The following is a 17,484-nucleotide window of genomic DNA, read 5'->3' on the forward strand; positions in this document are numbered from 1 at the left end:
AAGTGGTCGATATCGTCCACTTCTCCACGACCGTTACGGATTTCGATCAATTTTTTCATCACACCGATGATGTCATCGTTGCTTAAAATACCTGAGCCTACGCCTTCAGGAATATCTAAAGAACGGTTGAACTTCATACGACCTACCGCAGAAAGATCATAGCGGTCGGTTGAGAAGAACATATTGTCGAATAAGGCTTCCGCCGCTTCTTTTGTCGGTGGCTCGCCCGGACGCATCATACGGTAGATTTCCACTAACGCCGTCAAACGGTCGTAAGTCGGATCGATACGTAAGGTTTCAGAAATGTACGGACCGTAATCAAGATCGTTAGTAAATAACACCTCAATTTCACGGTAACCTGCTTGAGCCAATGTTGCCAATGTTTCCAAGCCGATTTCACTGTTCGCCGGACAAATAATTTCGCCCGTTGACAAGTCAACATAATCTTTCGCTGTCACACGGCCAACGATATATTCGGTCGGCACTTGAATTTGCGTGATGTTGTCTTTTTCTAATGCACGAATGTGACGAGCGGTAATACGACGACCACTTTCAACATAAACTTTGCCGTTTGCTTCAATATCAAAGGCTGCGGTTTCACCACGAAGACGCTCAGGCACTAAGGTCATCAATAATCTGTTGTCTTCAATGTGGAAAGTCACGGTTTCGAAGAACATATTTAAGATTTCTTCGGTGGTGTAGCCTAACGCACGCAGAATAATGGTTGCTGGTAATTTACGACGACGGTCGATACGTGCATAAAGGTTGTCTTTCGGATCGAACTCGAAATCTAACCAAGAACCACGGTAAGGAATAATGCGTGCGTTATAAAGCACTTTACCTGAAGCGTGGGTTTTACCTTTGTCAGAATCGAAGAATACGCCCGGACTACGGTGTAACTGAGAAACGATAACACGCTCAGTACCGTTGATCACGAAAGTACCGTTGTCGGTCATCAATGGGATTTCGCCCATATAGACGTTTTGCTCTTTGATGTCTTTGACTGTGCCTGCTGCCGCTTCGCGATCAAAGGTCACAAGACGAAGTTTTACACGTAAAGGTGCTGCATAGGTTGTACCGCGAATTTGGCATTCACGCACATCAAATACGGGTTCGCCTAATTCGTAAGAAACGTATTGTAATTCAGTTGCACCGTTGCTGCTCACAATCGGGAATACTGAACGGAATGCCGCTTCTAAACCTTGAAGTCCTTCAGGATCTCTTTGGATAAATTTATCAAAAGAATCGAGCTGAATTGTTAATAGATAAGGTACGTTCAGAACTTGTGAGCGTTTGCCAAAGCTCTTACGAATACGCTTTTTCTCGGAATATGAGTATGCCATTAAATATAGCCTCTGATTTTCTGTTTGGTTGAGTTTTCACAATCCGCCTAAAGACCGGCAGGAAGTGGCATTATAAAAAATGATACGAGGTGTCGTTTTCTGAGTTCACACAAAGGGTCAAAAATCACTACCGCAGAGGTTAGCTCAGGGGGGAACGGTCTTTGCACAATTTTGCAAGAAAGCGACCGCTTGCGATCTATAAATTCATAACAACATCTTATAAATCAATTAATTAGCCAAACTAAAACGACGCAAATTTAGCTAATGTTATTCAAGCACAAAAGGCTAGACGAAAATTCATCTAGCCAATATGCGAAATTCGGACTGCGAATTATATAAGAAATAAACAATTCAATCAATATTAAAAAGCGATATTCATTAGCCCCAAAAAGCAAAAACCCCAATATCGCTATCGGGGTTTTCTGAACCTAGAATCAGGCAAAAAGTTAAATCAAAAATTATTTGATTTCTACTTTCGCACCGGCTTCTTCTAATTCTTTCTTAAGTGCTTCAGCTTCACCTTTAGAGATGCCTTCTTTTAATGCTGCCGGAGCAGATTCAACTAAGTCTTTCGCTTCTTTTAAGCCTAAGCCTGTTGCACCACGTACTGCTTTGATTACTGCTACTTTGTTAGCACCTGCTTCAGCAAGGATAACATCGAATTCAGTTTTCTCTTCAGCCGCTTCTGCCGGGCCTGCTGCTACTGCTACTGCTGCCGCTGCTGCTGATACACCGAATTTTTCTTCCATCGCTGTGATTAATTCAACGATTTCTGATACTGATTTAGAAGCAATCGCTTCAATGATTTGTTCGTTAGTTAATGACATAACAATCAATTCCTAAAGTAAATAAGTTAAACGAGTTGAGAAGTCGGCGGAAAATTATGCCACTTCTTGTAATTTGTCGCGTAATGCCGCAAGAGTGCGAACAAGTTTGCCTGCCGCAGCTTCTTTCATTGTGCCCATTAAACGTGCAATTGCTTCTTCGTAAGTCGGTAATGTTGCCAAGAATTCAACATCTTGGATTTTACCTTCAAAGGCTGCACCTTTAACTTCAAACTCTTTGTTTGCTTTTGCAAAATCTTTGAACAAACGTGCTGCTGCACCCGGGTGTTCGTTAGAGAATGCAATAAGAGTCGGACCGGTAAACGTATCTTTTAAGCACTCGAATTCAGTACCTTCAACCGCACGACGTAATAAAGTATTACGAACAACGCGCATTGAAACGCCTGCTTCACGAGCCGCTTTACGTAACTCAGTCATTTTCTCTACTGTGACGCCGCGAGAATCCGCAACCACAGCTGAAAGGGCACCTTTGGCAGCTTCGTTTACTTCAGCAACAATTGCTTGTTTGTCTTGAAGATTTAATGCCATTGGTTTTAGCTCCTGATACACTCCACACAAATACTGTGGAATTTACAAAAAATCTCAAAAAAGTAACCGCTTGAGCGACGTTTTTGAGGCTAAGGTGTACAGAAGCAGATAATTCTGTCTGTTCACCATCTACGTAGGTTGCTTTCATTAAGAAACTGTTCACACAGGTTCACCTACGGTCTTGGACGGGGCTTGAGATAAGGCTCAGCACCATCATTGGCTTTTCAGCCAAAAAGAAGCGCAGATTATAGGAATAACCTACGCTCTTGTAAAGTTTAATTTATCAACAAATTAAAGTGAAGCCTGATCAACCGCGACACCGGCACCCATTGTGGTAGAGATGCTGACTTTCTTGATAAAAATACCTTTCGCTGTTGTCGGTTTCGCTTTCACTAATGCCGCTAATAACGCTTGAAGGTTTTCTTTTAATTGTTCCGGAGCGAAGTCTGCTTTACCGATTGTAGTATGGATAATACCATTTTTGTCGTTACGGTAACGGATCTGACCGGATTTAGCATTTTTAACTGCTTCCGCTACGTTTGGCGTTACTGTACCCACTTTTGGGTTTGGCATTAAACCGCGTGGACCTAATACTTGACCTAATTGACCTACAACACGCATTGCATCCGGAGAAGCGATAACAACGTCAAAGTTCATTTCGCCTTTCTTGATTTGCTCTGCAAGATCTTCCATACCCACTAAGTCTGCACCCGCTGCTTTCGCTGCTTCTGCGTTTGCACCTTGTGTAAATACTGCTACGCGAGCTGTACGACCTGTACCGTGTGGTAATACGGTTGCACCACGCACGTTTTGGTCTGATTTACGCGGGTCGATACCTAAGTTTACCGCAACATCCACGCTCTCAACGAATTTAGCTGTCGCAAATTGTTTTAATACTGCGATTGCTTCGTTGATTTCATAAGCTTTTGTAGAATCTACACCAGCTTTAATTGCTTTCATTTTTTTAGTCAATTTAGCCATTGTATTATTCCTCTACGATTAAGCCCATTGAACGAGCTGTACCAGCGATTGATTTCATTTTGGTTTCGATAGTTGCACCGGTCATATCTGCTGCTTTAGTTTCAGCGATTTGACGTAATTGTGCTTGAGTTACGGTACCCACTTTATCTTTGTTCGGTTTACCTGAACCGGATTTGATACCCACAGCTTTTTTCAATAATACTGCTGCCGGTGGAGTTTTCGTGACGAAAGTGAATGAACGGTCTGCGTAAACTGTGATAACAACAGGGATTGGTAAACCTTTTTCTAAGCTCTCAGTACGAGCATTGAATGCTTTACAGAATTCCATAATGTTAACACCTTGTTGACCTAATGCCGGACCAACTGGTGGTGATGGGTTAGCCATACCCGCTGCAACTTGCAGTTTAACGTAGGCTTGGACTTTTTTTGCCATTTTAAAGTTTCCTCTGGAATGGGTAATAACGCCAGCTTGACTGGCTCCCCGATATTACAAGGCACGGATGCCGCACAAAAATATGAGCCGGTTTCCACCAGCTCAAAATTAGGTTGCGAATTTTACTGAACCCGCGTTCGTTTTTCAAGCGAAAATTCGCACAAAAATGATAAAATCAACCCGCTTGTAAGCGGTTCAATTCCATAAACAATTTGCAAATTAACCGTTTTGTTTTTCCACTTGGTTAAATTCAAGTTCAACCGGTGTAGCGCGACCGAAGATTGAAACAGACACTTTAACGCGTCCTTTTTCGTAATCCACTTCTTCAACGGTGCCGGTAAAGTCGGCAAACGGACCTTCTTTAACACGAATTTCCTCACCCGGATGGAACTCGGTTCTGTGACGCGGTTTATCTGCGGTTTCTTGCACGCGGTTAAGAATGCGATCGGCTTCGCGTTGGGAAATCGGTGCAGGTTTGTCCGCCGTACCGCCGATAAAGCCCATCACACGCGGTACACTTTTAACTAAATGCCATGTATCGTCATTCATTTCCATTTGAACCAATACATAACCCGGAAAGAATTTACGCTCGGTTTTACGGCGGCGACCGCCTACGTTTTCAACGACTTCTTCCGTCGGTACAAGCACTTCGCCGAATTGATCCTGCATATTGTGTAATTTGATGTATTCACGCAAAGTCATCGCCACTCGCGCTTCAAAACCGGAAAATGCCTGTAGTACGTACCAACGCATTTTGCTTGCTTCTTTTACTTCGCTCATTTTAGAATCTCAAATTGGTTAAAAACGTAATAATTGACACGATAATCGAATCAATACCCCATAATGCCAACGCAACGACAACACAAACCGCCACAACGATTAATGTGGTCTGCGTCGATTCCTGACGGGTCGGCCAAATAATTTTACGTAATTCTTGGCGGGAATCTTTCATAAAACCAATCGCTTTTGCACCTTCATTGGTTATTGCCGCCAACCCGACCGCACCGACAATCAATACAACCAACAATAATATACGGACAACGAATGAAAAATGTGTCGCAAAATACACATTACCCACGGCGGCAACTATCAGTAGCGTAACGGATAATGCCCATAACACGCTATTTACGCCTTTACTTTTTAACCCTTTATTTTCCGTTTTTTCAGGGTTTTTATTTTCAATCTCTTTAGCCATAGACAACCTAAAATGTATTAAAAAAGTGAACGTTCAATTTCTAAAGCGTGCAATTCTAGCATTTGTCACCCCGGCTTGCCACGATCTTTTAATAAATTTTTGCAGGCAGATGCCACCGCTGAGCCGAAAACATGTTTAACAAGCGGTCTGTTCGTCTCGTTTTTTTGCAAAATGTCGGGCTAAACCGACCGCTTGTCTTCCCGGTTTTATAACCAAAATGCCTATCACGAAGCAAATAAATCCGATCGTTATCCGGAAAAATATGCTATGGTTCTCCGCATTTTTAACCCGTTTTTTAAAAGGAGCCGTGATGAAACTCCGACAGTTTATCCGTCAACACCATTTAGAACGCCTGTTTCAACAAGGTACGTTCGGCATCGAAAAAGAGAGCCAGCGTGTAGACAGCCAAGGCAATATTTTAACGACACCGCATCCGAAGGCGTTCGGCAGCCGATCGTATCACCCTTATATTCAAACCGATTTCGCCGAAAGCCAATTGGAATTGATTACCCCGCCGAATGCCAAATTGGAAGACGCATTCCGTTGGTTATCCGCCATTCATGAAGTTGTTTTACGTTCGATACCGGAAAACGAATATATTTTTCCGATGAGTATGCCCGCCGGTTTACCACCCGAACATACCATAAAAGTGGCACAACTCGACGATCCGACCGATGTCGCCTACCGCGAACATTTGGTGGAATCGTACGGTGCATATAAACAGATGGTCAGCGGCATTCACTACAACTTTCAACTGCCTGCCGAATTGATTCAAGCGCTGTTTAACGCTCAAACGACTTATTCGCAACTGACGGATTTTCAAAACGCCCTGTATCTTAAAACGGCGAAAAATTTCCTGCGTTATCAATGGATTTTGCTCTATTTACTCAGCGCAACGCCTACGGTCGATCAACAATATTTTAAACACGGACAATCCCCGTTAAAAGAAGGGCAATTCGTGCGCAGTTTGCGTTCGAGCCAATACGGTTATGTGAATGCGCCGGACATCGTTGTCTCTTACGATACGTTGGAACGCTACGTCGATACGCTCGAACATTGGGTAAACAGCGGAAAATTGATTGCCGAAAAAGAATTTTATTCGAATGTCCGTTTGCGTGGCGCCAAACGCGCACGGGACTTTTTACACACCGGCATCCAATATTTGGAATTCCGCCTGTTTGATCTGAACCCATTTGAGCCGTACGGCATCGCCTTAGACGATGCTGAATTTATCCACCATTTCATTTTGTTAATGATTTGGCTGGATGACACCGCCGATCAAACCGCCGTCGAACTCGGTAAAGCCCGACTAACCGAAGTCGCTTGGGAAGATCCGCTGGCTCACACCGCTTATCGAAGCGAAGGTGAAATAATCCTGCACCAACTGATCGAGATGCTGCAACAGATCGGCGCAAGTTCCCGCTCAATCGAGATCGTTCATGACAAATTAAGCCAATTTGCCGACCCGACACAAACTGTCTGCGGTCGATTGGTACACGCCGTTCGGGCGGAAGGCGGCTATCAAGCCCTCGGCGCCAAACTCGCCCGTCAATTTAAAGCCCGAGCGTTTGAGCGCTTCTATGCACTGTCGGCATTCGATAATATGGAATTGTCCACTCAAGCCTTGCTGTTCGATTTGATCCGACAAGGTATTTCCGTTGAAATATTAGACGAAAACGATCAGTTTCTCGCACTGACATTCGGCGATCATATCGAATATGTCAAAAACGGTAACATGACCAGCCATGATCAATATATCTCTCCGTTAATTATGGAAAACAAAGTCGTCACGAAAAAAGTGCTTGCCAAAGCCGGATTCAATGTACCGAAAAGTGCTGAATTTACCTCATACGACGAAGCGCTCGCCGATTATCCGTTGTTCGAAGGCAAAGCCGTGGTGATCAAACCGAAATCAACCAACTACGGTTTGGGAATCACTATTTTCCAACAAGGTGTCACCGATCGGAACGACTTCGCCAAAGCGGTGGAAATTGCGTTTCGTGAAGATAAGGAGATCATGGTGGAAGATTATTTGGTCGGCACCGAATACCGCTTTTTCGTATTGGGCGACGAGACCTTAGCCGTATTGTTGCGCGTGCCCGCCAATGTTACCGGTGACGGTGTACATACCGTCCGTGAATTGGTCGATGCCAAAAATGCCGATCCGCTGCGCGGCGACGGCAGCCGCAGCCCGCTGAAAAAAATCACCCTCGGCGATATCGAACGGCTACAATTAAAAGAACAGGGGTTAACGCCGGACAGCATACCCGCCGCGGGGCAATACGTACAATTGCGCGCCAATTCCAACATCAGTACCGGCGGCGATTCCATCGATATGACCGATGAGATGCACGACAGCTATAAACGCCTTGCGGTCGGCATTGCGCAAGCCATGGGCGCCAAAGTCTGCGGTGTCGATTTGATTATTCCGAACCTCCACCAACCGGCGGAGCCGCAGTTGGCATCATGGGGGGTGATTGAAGCCAATTTCAATCCGATGATGATGATGCACATCTTCCCGTATCAAGGCAAATCCAGACGCTTGACCCGAAACGTGATTCGGATGTTATTCCCCGAAATACCGGATGCTTAAGTCAATGAACAAGCGGTGCGATCCGTCGGATATTTTGCAAAATATCGACAAGATCGCACCGCTTGTCTTCACTGCTTACGCCTTTAACTTCACCGCGCACTGTTCCAACTGATTGGCGAGAATGTGTTTGGCTTTTTGCAGTTTGTCACCGAACTTGGCGTTGAAACCGCACAACAGTTTTGCTTTGTATTGCGCCATCTTGCTCGGTTTACCCGACAACGCCGCCTTGGCTTCCGATAATTTTTCCTCTACCGATTGTTGAGCCGTCAGCACCTTCACTTTAATCTCATTCATCTTGGCGTTTACCGCCTCTTGCAAAATGTGCGGGTACTCTTCATTGAATTTGTTCAAATCCAAGTCGTCTTGTGCTATCTGCCGTTCAAACTCCTCCGCTTCTTGGCTGAGATCCAACGGCTCGTCCAATTCCGCCAATAACGATTGGTGCTGATTCAGTAGTACATCCAACGTCATTTTCGTACGTTGAAGCTGTTCGGCAAACGCCTGCACTTCAACCAATTTTTGCGCCAATTCGGCTTTCAACAATTGGTTTTTAAGCGTACCGGTTTGTCTCAGCTCATCCATACGTTGCGCAATGTTTTCTTTTACGTCTTGTTTTTCCATCATACTGTTTCCTTTTTTGTTGTTAAATGATCAAACACATGGCTGTGTCACGAAGCGGGTTCACCCTTTTCGTTGCGTTCATTTAACACAATAAATCTTAAGAAAAACTTAACGTTCGACAATATTGCTAAAAAAACGGGTTCCCCTATGCGATAGTTGACTATTCATGAGGTAAGACAAGATCAGATAAACCTTTATTAATCAGGCATTTCACGTTAAGCTTAACCGTCCACCAGGAAGAACGGCTAAACATAGTTTATTTAGCTGTCAGTGGTACCTAGCGTTATTTCAGGAACAATTGGATAAGGAAAGAAGATGAAGTTGCTAGATGATATGGCGCTATTCGTTGAGGTTGTACAAGCGCAAAGTTTTACCCGTGCTTCGGCGTTTTTAGATATTCCGAAGTCAACATTATCGGTACGGATCAGCAAGCTGGAAAAACACCTTGGTTTGCGCCTGCTTCACCGTACGACCCGAAAAATCGCCCTCACGGAAGCCGGGGCGATTTATTATGAACGGGCGTCAAAGGTGGTGGATGAAGCCAAATTCATTCATCAACAGTTAGACGATTTTTATCGTGACCCCAGCGGCGTGTTAAGAGTAACGCTTCCGATGGATTTGGCGAATCTTTTTTTTGTGCCGCTTTTACGGGAGTTCTGCGAAAAATATCCGAAAATCCAGTTGGATTTAAATATCACGCCGCGCAAGGTGGATCTTATCAGCGAACCGTTTGATTTAGCCATCCGCACCGGCGAACAGGGTGACACCGAGTTGATTTCACGCTATTTGGCGAGCTTTCAGGGAGGGATTTACGCCTCACCCGATTATTTAAAGCAATTCGGCACACCGAAAAAACTGGACGATCTGAAACAACACCATTGTTTGCCCTTTCAGCACGGCACGTGGCATTTAATCAATCAAGATAAAAAAGAAGAAACCGTTGAAGTAAAAGGTCAATTGCGTTCCAACAGTTTGGACATTACGCAACGTTTGGCCTCCGAAGGTTTGGGGTTGGCACTCTTGCCGCATTTAGTCGCCCATATTGCGGAAAATAACCGGCTCCAACAGGTATTGCCGGAATGGCAAAGCAAACCGGTTCCGGTATACGCCTTAACCACCACGCGCTTACTGCCGGCTAAAATTCAAACTTTTTTAGCCTTTTTGAAAGAAAAGTTCGATCAATTCTGTTAACAAGCGGTGGGATTTTCCGTTTATTTTGTAAAAATTCGGGGAGATCCGACCGCTTGTCAACCTTTCAGCTCCGCCACCAACGCCTTAAACAACGGCAAGTTTTGGCGGCGGTTGGGATAATAGAGATGATAGCCTTCGTAGCTGATCGCATAGTCGGCTAAAATTTCTACCGCGTCTCCCCGCGCCAGTTCTTGTGCCATACGATCTTTAGGCATCCAAGCAATGCCCAAATGGGACAAACAGGCTTTATGCACTAAAAAGTTGTTATTCACAATCAGTCTGCCCGACGGGGTGAATTTAATCAGCTCGTTGCTGTGCGGCGCGCGGAACTCCCAGGTAAAAATGCCTTCCGCCGTTGCCATTCTGGCGCATATGCATTGGTGTTGTTTTAAGTCGTTAATCGTTTGAGGCGTGCCGCATGTTGCCAAATATTGCGGCGTTGCCACCAGCGCCATTTGCATATCGTCCGAAATCCGCACCGCAATCATATCCTGCTCAATGCTCTGCCCGAGGCGAATGCCTGCGTCAAAGCGCCCGGCGACAATATCGGTCAGTTTCATATCACTGGTCAGCTCCAATTGCACCTCGGGGTATTTTTGCATGAACGTTAACAGCTTATCCCAAATCGCATATAAAAACGAATGATCCGCTCCGTTAATGCGCAGCGTACCGCTTAACGTATCGCGAAAAGTGCTCAACGCATTCACATTATCTTCAATGCTCTCAAATAACGGCAAAAGTTGCCTGAAAAGCTGCTCGCCCGCCTCGGTGGTGGAAACGCTTCGGGTAGTGCGGTTAAATAACTTAATTTTAAGCTGCTCTTCCAGTTTGCGCATGGAATGGCTTAACGCCGAGGTGGAAACACCAAGCCTTGCCCCTGCTTTGGTAAAGCTGCCTGTTTGTGCCACCACAATAAAACTACGCAATTCGTTCATATTTTCCATCATGTTTTAGCCCGCCGATTGTTGAATATTTTTCAAGAGGCTATCAAAAAAATACCGGCTAATCAAAACAATCTTTACGCTTTATAATGCTTTCATTCAAATCACACAGGAGTCACAACATGAAATCAGTAAAATTAAATAACGGAATTAACATGCCGATGGTCGGTTTTGGTGTGTTCCAAGTGAGCGATGAAGACACCGAAAAAGCGGTATTAGCAGCGTTAAACGCAGGCTATCGTTTATTAGACACCGCCGCTGTTTATGGCAACGAAGCCGGCGTCGGTCGAGCCATTAAAGCCAGTGGTATTCCGCGTGAAGAGATTTTTGTCACCACAAAATTATGGATTCAACGTGAAAACGGCTACGAAAATACCAAAAAAGCGTTGGAAGATTCATTAAACCGCTTAGGTTTGGATTATGTAGATTTATATTTAATGCACCAACCTTTTGGTGATGTTCACGAACAATGGCGCGCAATGGAAGATTTGTATAAAGCCGGCAAAGCCCGTGCCATCGGCGTGAGCAACTTCCATATGGATCGCTTAATGGATTTAATCACTTGCCACGAAATTGTGCCCGCGGTCAATCAAATTGAAACGCACCCGTTTTATCAGCGTGATGCGGAAATCGCTTTCCACCAAGAATTAGGCGTGGTGCAACAAGCGTGGGCACCGCTTGCGGAAGGTAAATTCGAGATTTTCAGCAACCCGATTTTAACCCAAATCGCTCAGAAACACGGCAAATCGGTGGCTCAAGTGGTCTTGCGTTGGCTTAATCAACGGGGCGTCGCGATTATTCCGAAATCGGTCAAAGTAGAGCGCATGATTGAAAACCGTGCGATTTTTGATTTTACCTTAGACAACGAAGATTTAGCGCAAATTACGACGTTGAATCGTGATGAGATTATTTTCAATCACCGTGATCCGAAGATGGTGAAATGGTTGGCGGAGCATCGTGGCTAATCCATCGTAGGGGCAAATCATATTTGCCCCAAATTACAACTTTTAAGGAATAATCCAATGAAAAAATCTGCAAAATTATCCCTAATTTTGACCGCTTGTACATTAGCGGTGCAAAGTTTCGCCGCCCCGCTTTCTATTGAACAACAAGGCAGTTTTGCCGTGGGCGGTACGGTAAAAACCAGTAGCGGCACGTATCAACCGCTGCCTGAAATTGCCAAAGGCAAAGAAAGCAATAACTTTATGGACGTATTCAATGCGTCCGTTCAGGCAGGCGGACAAACCTTGCACGGCGACCACGCGACTGTGTTTTACCAAATCCCGACCAACCCTCGTCCTTATCCGTTGGTATTCTTACACGGCGCAGGGCAATCTATGCGCACTTGGCAGACCACACCGGACGGTCGCGAAGGTTTCCAAAATATCTTTTTACGCAAAAACTACCCTGTTTATTTAGTGGATCAACCACGCCGCGGCTGGTCGGGACGTAGCACGGTGGACGCTGAAGTCAAAGCCACACCGGACGATCAATTCTGGTTCGCCCAATTCCGTATCGGCACTTACCCGAATTTCAACCAAGGCGTCGCGTTTCCACAAGACAAGGCATCGCTCAACCAATTTTTCCGCCAAATGACCCCAAATACAGGCGCATTTGACGCAAAAGTGATTAGCGACAGCTTAGATCAACTTTTTGATCGCATTGGCAACGGCGTTTTGGTTACTCACTCGCAAGGCGGCATTGTCGGCTGGTTGGTCGGTATGCAAAGCGATAAAGTCAAAGGCATTGTGGCATATGAACCGGGCAATTTCCCATTCCCTGAAGGCGAAGTGCCACCGACTATTACCAGCAAATTCGGTGACATCAAACCTGCGGTCGCAAGTAAAGCGGACTTTGCAAAACTGACCCAAATGCCGATTGTGATTTACTTCGGCGATTTCATCAGCGACAAACCGTCCGACAACCAAGGCGAAGACCAATGGCGCATCCGCTTGAGCCTTGCCAAACAATGGGCGGACGTGGTGAACAAACACGGCGGCAAAGTGGAAGTCATTGAACTGCCGAAAGTGGGGATTAAAGGAAACACTCATTTCCCAATGTCGGATACGAACAACGTACAAGTGGCGGAGCATTTGGCGGGGTGGTTGAAGGGGAATAAGCTAGATTGATTTAGATCATATGAAATATAACGGTAAAATATTTCTATAAGTATAGATAAATTTTACCGTTATTATAGCTACTGCTAATTAATCATTAAGTCTTGTCAAGATATTTTACCCAATTTTTCCATCGCAAATCTCCCGAAAAGCATATTGGTACATATTCTTTTTGATACAAATCTTCAAATTTAAGATTGTTGTCATTATTTAAATCGCACGCTATACAAGCTGGTTGTATTTTAGACAAATGATAATAGATAAACTTATCTAAATTGACTATATTATCAAACCACTTATTTTGAAAAGTATTAATTTTTGTTAAATGATCCTGTATAAACCCATCTAATTTATCTGACGATTGAAATTGGAAGTATTTAACAATTGCTTTATCCAAACAGCTTTTCCTAATACCAAAATACTGATTAAAATCCCACTGATTCCATTTTTGAAATGCCTGTTCACAAAAATATATTTGTTTTGTTTCATTTGCATGTTCAAAAAAATAATCTACACATTTTTTAATATCGGTTGAACTACTTTCTAAATTAATACTTTCAATATAATAATTTATTTCTTGATTGGTAGCTATGGTTAAAAACTTACCTAATCCTAATTGTAGCCATGGAAATCTAACTGGATATTGATTGACTACTGATAGCCACTCTTTTAACGTTTCTTCTAGAGAAGATAAGTTTTTCCAAACCTCGCTTAAGTTCAATTGTTCTTCTTCTGATAAGTGATACATTCTTCTTATCAGTAATAAAAAACAGGCTAATTGATTAGAAGTATCTAGAATAATTCTTAGACGATTTTTTTCTGGTAGATTAGCCAAAAGCCAGAGTAGCTTCCAATAATTTTTTTCTTCATTAATTAACGCTATAACATCTTCCAAGTGGTACCAACATAAGAAAGAATATGTCCGATGAAAATTAAGAGATAAATTACTATAAATTGATTCTAGTGTATGACTTGACTTTTCTAATTCTACCCAATGATGATTTTCTAAATCTTGCTTTAATTTTTCTATATATTCAATATCATATCGAGATGAGTCTAATAATGAACTTATTTCAAAATTTATATTTTTTAAAAATTTTAAAGCTGTATTCTTAGCAAAAATAGAAAATCTAATATTTTCTTGAGCGGTAATTTCCCAAAAATTAGGAACAATACATACTAATTCAAAAGCAATTTGCAACTCTTTAAGGTCAGCATTTTCGTATTGTAATATTTTTATAATCCATGCCAAACTTTCTATCAGTTGTTGTTTTTTCTGACAGGCATCTTCATCTAAATAAATGATATTGCTCTGATAATCCATACTTTTAGGGTAAAAATTATCAAGATAAAGCCAAAATTCTTGTTTTTCTGACCATTCCCATTGTAGATAATCAAAATTATCATCAAAAAATTGTTGAATTTCTTGAGGGATTTTGGCGGTAATTTCTGTGCATTGACTCAAAATTATGATGTCTTTAACACTTATTGTTTGGATTGCCATATAATATTCTCCGTTTTCAGAATGGAAGCATCCCACATTTCTTCAAAAATATCTGCAATAATCTGACCATCCGCCACTTTTTGAACAATATGATGACTAGTTCCTAAACTATTGACTGATGTGCCTAAGGACCATGCTTTTGCAGGAGTATCTACTGTTTTTGGAAAAATTAAAAATCGATCATGAAAATCGCCTAATAAAGATTTATCAGCATTTAAAAAAGTAAGATTTAACCAACTATTTTCTATAACTGCTTGCTCAAGTGTATTTAAGTAGCTATTAAATATTGATGTTTGATGATTCTGATTTGGTGGTATTTTTAATCCGGTAAACGCTTTAATAGGTACATTGGCATAAGGGGTAAAAAAGACTGTTTCTAACAAATCTATTGCGCTTAAATAGGGATCCCATAAATATACACCATTTTCTCCATATTTTTTCAGTAACGCTCGAATCAGTCCCAAAGCTTCTTGTCTCATACCTGCTTTGAATTGAGTCAGTTGCAAGTTCTTTTGAAGCTCTTGCCTTTCTGTTTTAATCAGTTTATTAGCAACCCACTCACGATAATATTTTTTATGTCCAATATGTTGTTGAGATGTTTGTACAGAAATAGGGATTCGATATTCTTGATTGTTTATAGTAAAAATTCTTGGTTGCGCTTCTCCAATAGACATGGAAAAATTCATACTTTCTAAATAACGCAATTCTCCTCCTGCACAAATAATCTGATTTTCTTCATCCCAAATTGTATAATAGCCAGTTCCATGAATATATTGGAACGGAATATTGTTTTCACCTAATTGAAGCGTCTGTTTTTGAAAATCAATGATTGAACCATGTTGTTCTCTCCAAAAAACTCCCGTTAAATTAGGTTTATTTTCAATACTTGGATTAATTGCCAAATAACTAATCATATGATTAGTTTCTCTGTCTTTACGTTTAATAGAAAAAGAAACCGAACAACAAGGAATTTGAAGAATAAAATTACCTAACCGGTCAGAATGGCTCGCTATTTTTATGGGTAGAAACTTTTGTAGTTTTTCAGATAATTCTTCCAAGGCATGATGATTTTCTAGGAAGATTTTGACATGCTCTTTGCTTTCATCAAACCATTCAAAAACATGAGAACCACCAAAGAAATTATTTTTGAGCAATCCTGAAAATTCATTTTTAGAATTCTCTGATGGTGGAACATAAATCACAGGTAAAGCACGAAACTGACCAACAATGAGAGGCTTTCCTTTACCATTTTCCCAATGATTATGGCTTAAATTGTCTATTCTCTTTAGAAAATCATCAATAGACAAAATACTCTTAAAGATACCAAACTTTAAACCTTTTTGCTTTTTTATCTCTTGTAGTTTATCGGTAATTGGTTGGTCTTGGATTAAGGAGAGTGATAATTCTTGAGCAATTGCAATGGTAAAAATATTAAAAGGTTGTTTATCTTTGATAAAGCCTATAATTTCATATAATTCAATATATTGAAAGAAACCAATGTTTTCATTTCTTAAAAATTTTTCTAAAGTAGTCATCTATTATTCCTATATTAAATGGTGAGAACTTTGTTCAAATATAGTTAGTTTTTCTAATTCTCAGATTACTTAATAAGACTATAAAGAGCTAAAAAAACAAGCCATTTAACCCATACAACGGCACATTCACCAACCAATCCTGTTCCCGATAATCCGCCATAGAGAAACGAAAAGCCTGTTCGGGTTGGAACTGTTCTACATATACCTTTAAACTTTTCGCTTTCAGATTTTCTTCGGCTTTGACCTCAATCGGGATTACCGCTTGTCTGCGTTGCAACACAAAATCTACTTCTGCAGTGCCTTTTTCCGTTGCCCAATAAAAGACGGGATTTTCTTGAGTTGCAATCAGTTGTTGCAACACATATTGCTCGGTTAAAGCACCTTTAAATTCGGTAAAAATACGGTTGCCTTCCAACAGCGTAGTGGCGTCCAAATAGCTTTGAGCGGCAAGTAAACCGACATCCAAACCAAACAGTTTAAAGGCATTATCTTGATAGGCGGACAATGGTAAATGCGGCTTTTTCACGCGTGGCACAGCGTGGACTAAACCGCTGTCTTTCAGCCATTGTAGAGCGATTTCATAATCTTTACTTCTCGCGCCTTTTTGTAATTGGGAATAGACAAATTTTTTATTTTCTTTGGCAAGTTGCTCAGGAATACTGTTCCACAAGGCTCTTACACGTTGCACCGTTTGCCCGTCGTGAATGTGTTTAGAAAAATCCTGCTCGTATGCCATTAACAGATTGCGTTGCACTTGGCGAACGTCATTTAAATTTTGAGTTTCAACAAAGGTTTTCACCACCTCAGGCATACCGCCGACAAAATAATATTGACGGAGTAAATCAATGTAACTTGACTTCATTGCGGTAATCAATGCCCAATCTTGCATTTCCAGCAGTTGCACCAACTCTTTTTTATCAAGTGCGGTTAAAAATTCATGAAAATTCATCGGATAAAGCGGTAAAAAATCTACCTTACCTACAGGAAAAGAAACCTGATGATGAAGCGATACGCCAAGCAGTGAACCTGCCGCGACAATATAAAAGTGCGGTGCATTTTCATAAAAATATTTAAGCGAAGATAAAGCTTGCGGCACTTCTTGAATTTCATCAAAAATTAACAGCGTATTGTCCGCTTGAATATCCACACCGCTTTCAATTTTTAATCCTAAAATCAAACGGTTAATATCGTAATCGCCTGAAAATAAGGTTTTCATTCTCGGATTATTATCAAAATTGATATAAGCAACCTGCTCAAATGAATGCTCGCCAAAATGTTTCATCGCCCATGTTTTGCCCACTTGTCTAGCACCTTGAATAATCAAAGGTTTGCGGTTTGACTTTGTTTTCCATTGTATGAGTTTATCTAAAATATCTCGTTTCATGATTTATCTCTCGGCTGAATTTTGTTCTATTTTAGGTAAAAACAACATTTTTATCAACGAAAAATCATCTTGCAAATACATTTTTTCCAATGAAAAAGCGTGCATTTCAACATTTTTTCCAATGAAAAATTTGGCATTTTAGGATGATTCGAAACCTTTTATTTTCTCTGCCTGTGGCGAATGCGTTAAAGCTAAACAAGCGGTCCGATTTTCTTAATATTTTGCAATTTGCAAAACTTGCCAAAATTAAGGCGATTGAAAACCGCTTGAATA

15 protein-coding genes and 1 pseudogene are annotated in these 17,484 nt (G+C 41.7%); 4 read left to right on the plus strand and 12 right to left on the minus strand.

Features of this window, described 5'->3' with window-relative positions; translation table 11 throughout:
- From rpoB to secE, 7 genes and pseudogenes are all read right to left on the minus strand, one after another.
- Positions 1–1,343: pseudogene (rpoB, locus tag ACEYKX_RS05005) on the minus strand (DNA-directed RNA polymerase subunit beta); the annotation flags it as partial.
- 458 nt (positions 1,344–1,801) lie between these two features.
- Positions 1,802–2,170, minus strand: a complete 369-nt coding sequence (gene rplL, locus ACEYKX_RS05010; RefSeq protein WP_373767095.1) for a 50S ribosomal protein L7/L12 — start codon at positions 2,168–2,170, stop codon at positions 1,802–1,804.
- 54 nt (positions 2,171–2,224) lie between these two features.
- Positions 2,225–2,716, minus strand: a complete 492-nt coding sequence (gene rplJ, locus ACEYKX_RS05015) for a 50S ribosomal protein L10 (RefSeq protein WP_373767094.1) — start codon at positions 2,714–2,716, stop codon at positions 2,225–2,227.
- 291 nt (positions 2,717–3,007) lie between these two features.
- Positions 3,008–3,697 carry a 50S ribosomal protein L1 gene (rplA, locus tag ACEYKX_RS05020; RefSeq protein ID WP_111750034.1) on the minus strand — a complete coding sequence of 230 codons (690 nt, stop codon included), beginning with the start codon at positions 3,695–3,697 and terminating at the stop codon, positions 3,008–3,010.
- Positions 3,698–3,701: 4 nt separating this feature from the next.
- Positions 3,702–4,130, minus strand: a complete 429-nt coding sequence (gene rplK / locus ACEYKX_RS05025) for a 50S ribosomal protein L11 (RefSeq protein WP_111750035.1) — start codon at positions 4,128–4,130, stop codon at positions 3,702–3,704.
- A 219-nt stretch (positions 4,131–4,349) separates the two neighbouring features.
- Positions 4,350–4,910: a transcription termination/antitermination protein NusG gene (gene nusG / locus ACEYKX_RS05030; protein ID WP_373767093.1), complete on the minus strand. Its 561-nt coding sequence runs from the start codon at positions 4,908–4,910 to the stop codon at positions 4,350–4,352.
- Position 4,911: 1 nt separating this feature from the next.
- Positions 4,912–5,325, minus strand: coding sequence for a preprotein translocase subunit SecE (gene secE / locus ACEYKX_RS05035; RefSeq protein WP_373780589.1), 414 nt, complete (start codon positions 5,323–5,325; stop codon positions 4,912–4,914).
- 310 nt (positions 5,326–5,635) lie between these two features.
- Here secE and gshAB point away from each other — a divergent pair, with 310 nt between their 5' ends.
- Positions 5,636–7,918: a bifunctional glutamate--cysteine ligase GshA/glutathione synthetase GshB gene (gene gshAB / locus ACEYKX_RS05040; RefSeq protein WP_373780591.1), complete on the plus strand. Its 2,283-nt coding sequence runs from the start codon at positions 5,636–5,638 to the stop codon at positions 7,916–7,918.
- 75 nt (positions 7,919–7,993) lie between these two features.
- On the opposite strand, the gene ACEYKX_RS05045 is transcribed toward gshAB, so the two are convergent.
- A complete protein-coding gene (locus ACEYKX_RS05045; protein ID WP_373780593.1) occupies positions 7,994–8,542 on the minus strand; it encodes a hypothetical protein in 549 nt (182 codons plus the stop codon).
- Positions 8,543–8,854: 312 nt separating this feature from the next.
- On the opposite strand from ACEYKX_RS05045, the gene ACEYKX_RS05050 reads away from it, so the two are divergent.
- The gene (locus tag ACEYKX_RS05050) at positions 8,855–9,730 is read left to right on the plus strand and encodes a LysR family transcriptional regulator (RefSeq protein WP_373780595.1); all 876 of its coding nucleotides are present in this window, start codon (positions 8,855–8,857) and stop codon (positions 9,728–9,730) included.
- A gap of 56 nt (positions 9,731–9,786) precedes the next feature.
- Here ACEYKX_RS05050 and ACEYKX_RS05055 read toward each other — a convergent pair whose 3' ends face one another.
- Entirely contained in the window at positions 9,787–10,677 is an 891-nt protein-coding gene (locus ACEYKX_RS05055; protein ID WP_373780597.1) for a LysR family transcriptional regulator, read from the minus strand.
- Between the two features lie 116 nt (positions 10,678–10,793).
- Here ACEYKX_RS05055 and ACEYKX_RS05060 point away from each other — a divergent pair, with 116 nt between their 5' ends.
- Together ACEYKX_RS05060 and ACEYKX_RS05065 are read left to right on the plus strand one after the other, a co-directional pair.
- Entirely contained in the window at positions 10,794–11,636 is an 843-nt protein-coding gene (locus tag ACEYKX_RS05060; protein ID WP_373780599.1) for an aldo/keto reductase, read from the plus strand.
- Positions 11,637–11,693: 57 nt separating this feature from the next.
- Positions 11,694–12,800 (plus strand): alpha/beta fold hydrolase, encoded by a 1,107-nt coding sequence (locus ACEYKX_RS05065; RefSeq protein ID WP_373780601.1) that lies wholly within the window; start codon positions 11,694–11,696, stop codon positions 12,798–12,800.
- Between the two features lie 85 nt (positions 12,801–12,885).
- Here ACEYKX_RS05065 and ACEYKX_RS05070 read toward each other — a convergent pair whose 3' ends face one another.
- From ACEYKX_RS05070 to ACEYKX_RS05080, 3 genes are all read right to left on the minus strand, one after another.
- On the minus strand, positions 12,886–14,292 hold the full coding sequence (locus ACEYKX_RS05070) for a hypothetical protein (RefSeq protein ID WP_373767085.1): 1,407 nt from the start codon (positions 14,290–14,292) through the stop codon (positions 12,886–12,888).
- Positions 14,274–15,827: a VPA1262 family N-terminal domain-containing protein gene (locus tag ACEYKX_RS05075; RefSeq protein ID WP_373767084.1), complete on the minus strand. Its 1,554-nt coding sequence runs from the start codon at positions 15,825–15,827 to the stop codon at positions 14,274–14,276. Before ACEYKX_RS05075 ends, ACEYKX_RS05070 begins: the two co-directional genes overlap by 19 nt.
- 88 nt (positions 15,828–15,915) lie before the next feature.
- A complete protein-coding gene (locus ACEYKX_RS05080; protein WP_373767083.1) occupies positions 15,916–17,211 on the minus strand; it encodes an ATP-binding protein in 1,296 nt (431 codons plus the stop codon).
- Positions 17,212–17,484: the final 273 nt, after the last annotated feature.

It is taken from the genome of Glaesserella sp., from assembly GCF_041817755.1.
Taxonomy (GTDB): domain Bacteria; phylum Pseudomonadota; class Gammaproteobacteria; order Enterobacterales; family Pasteurellaceae; genus Glaesserella.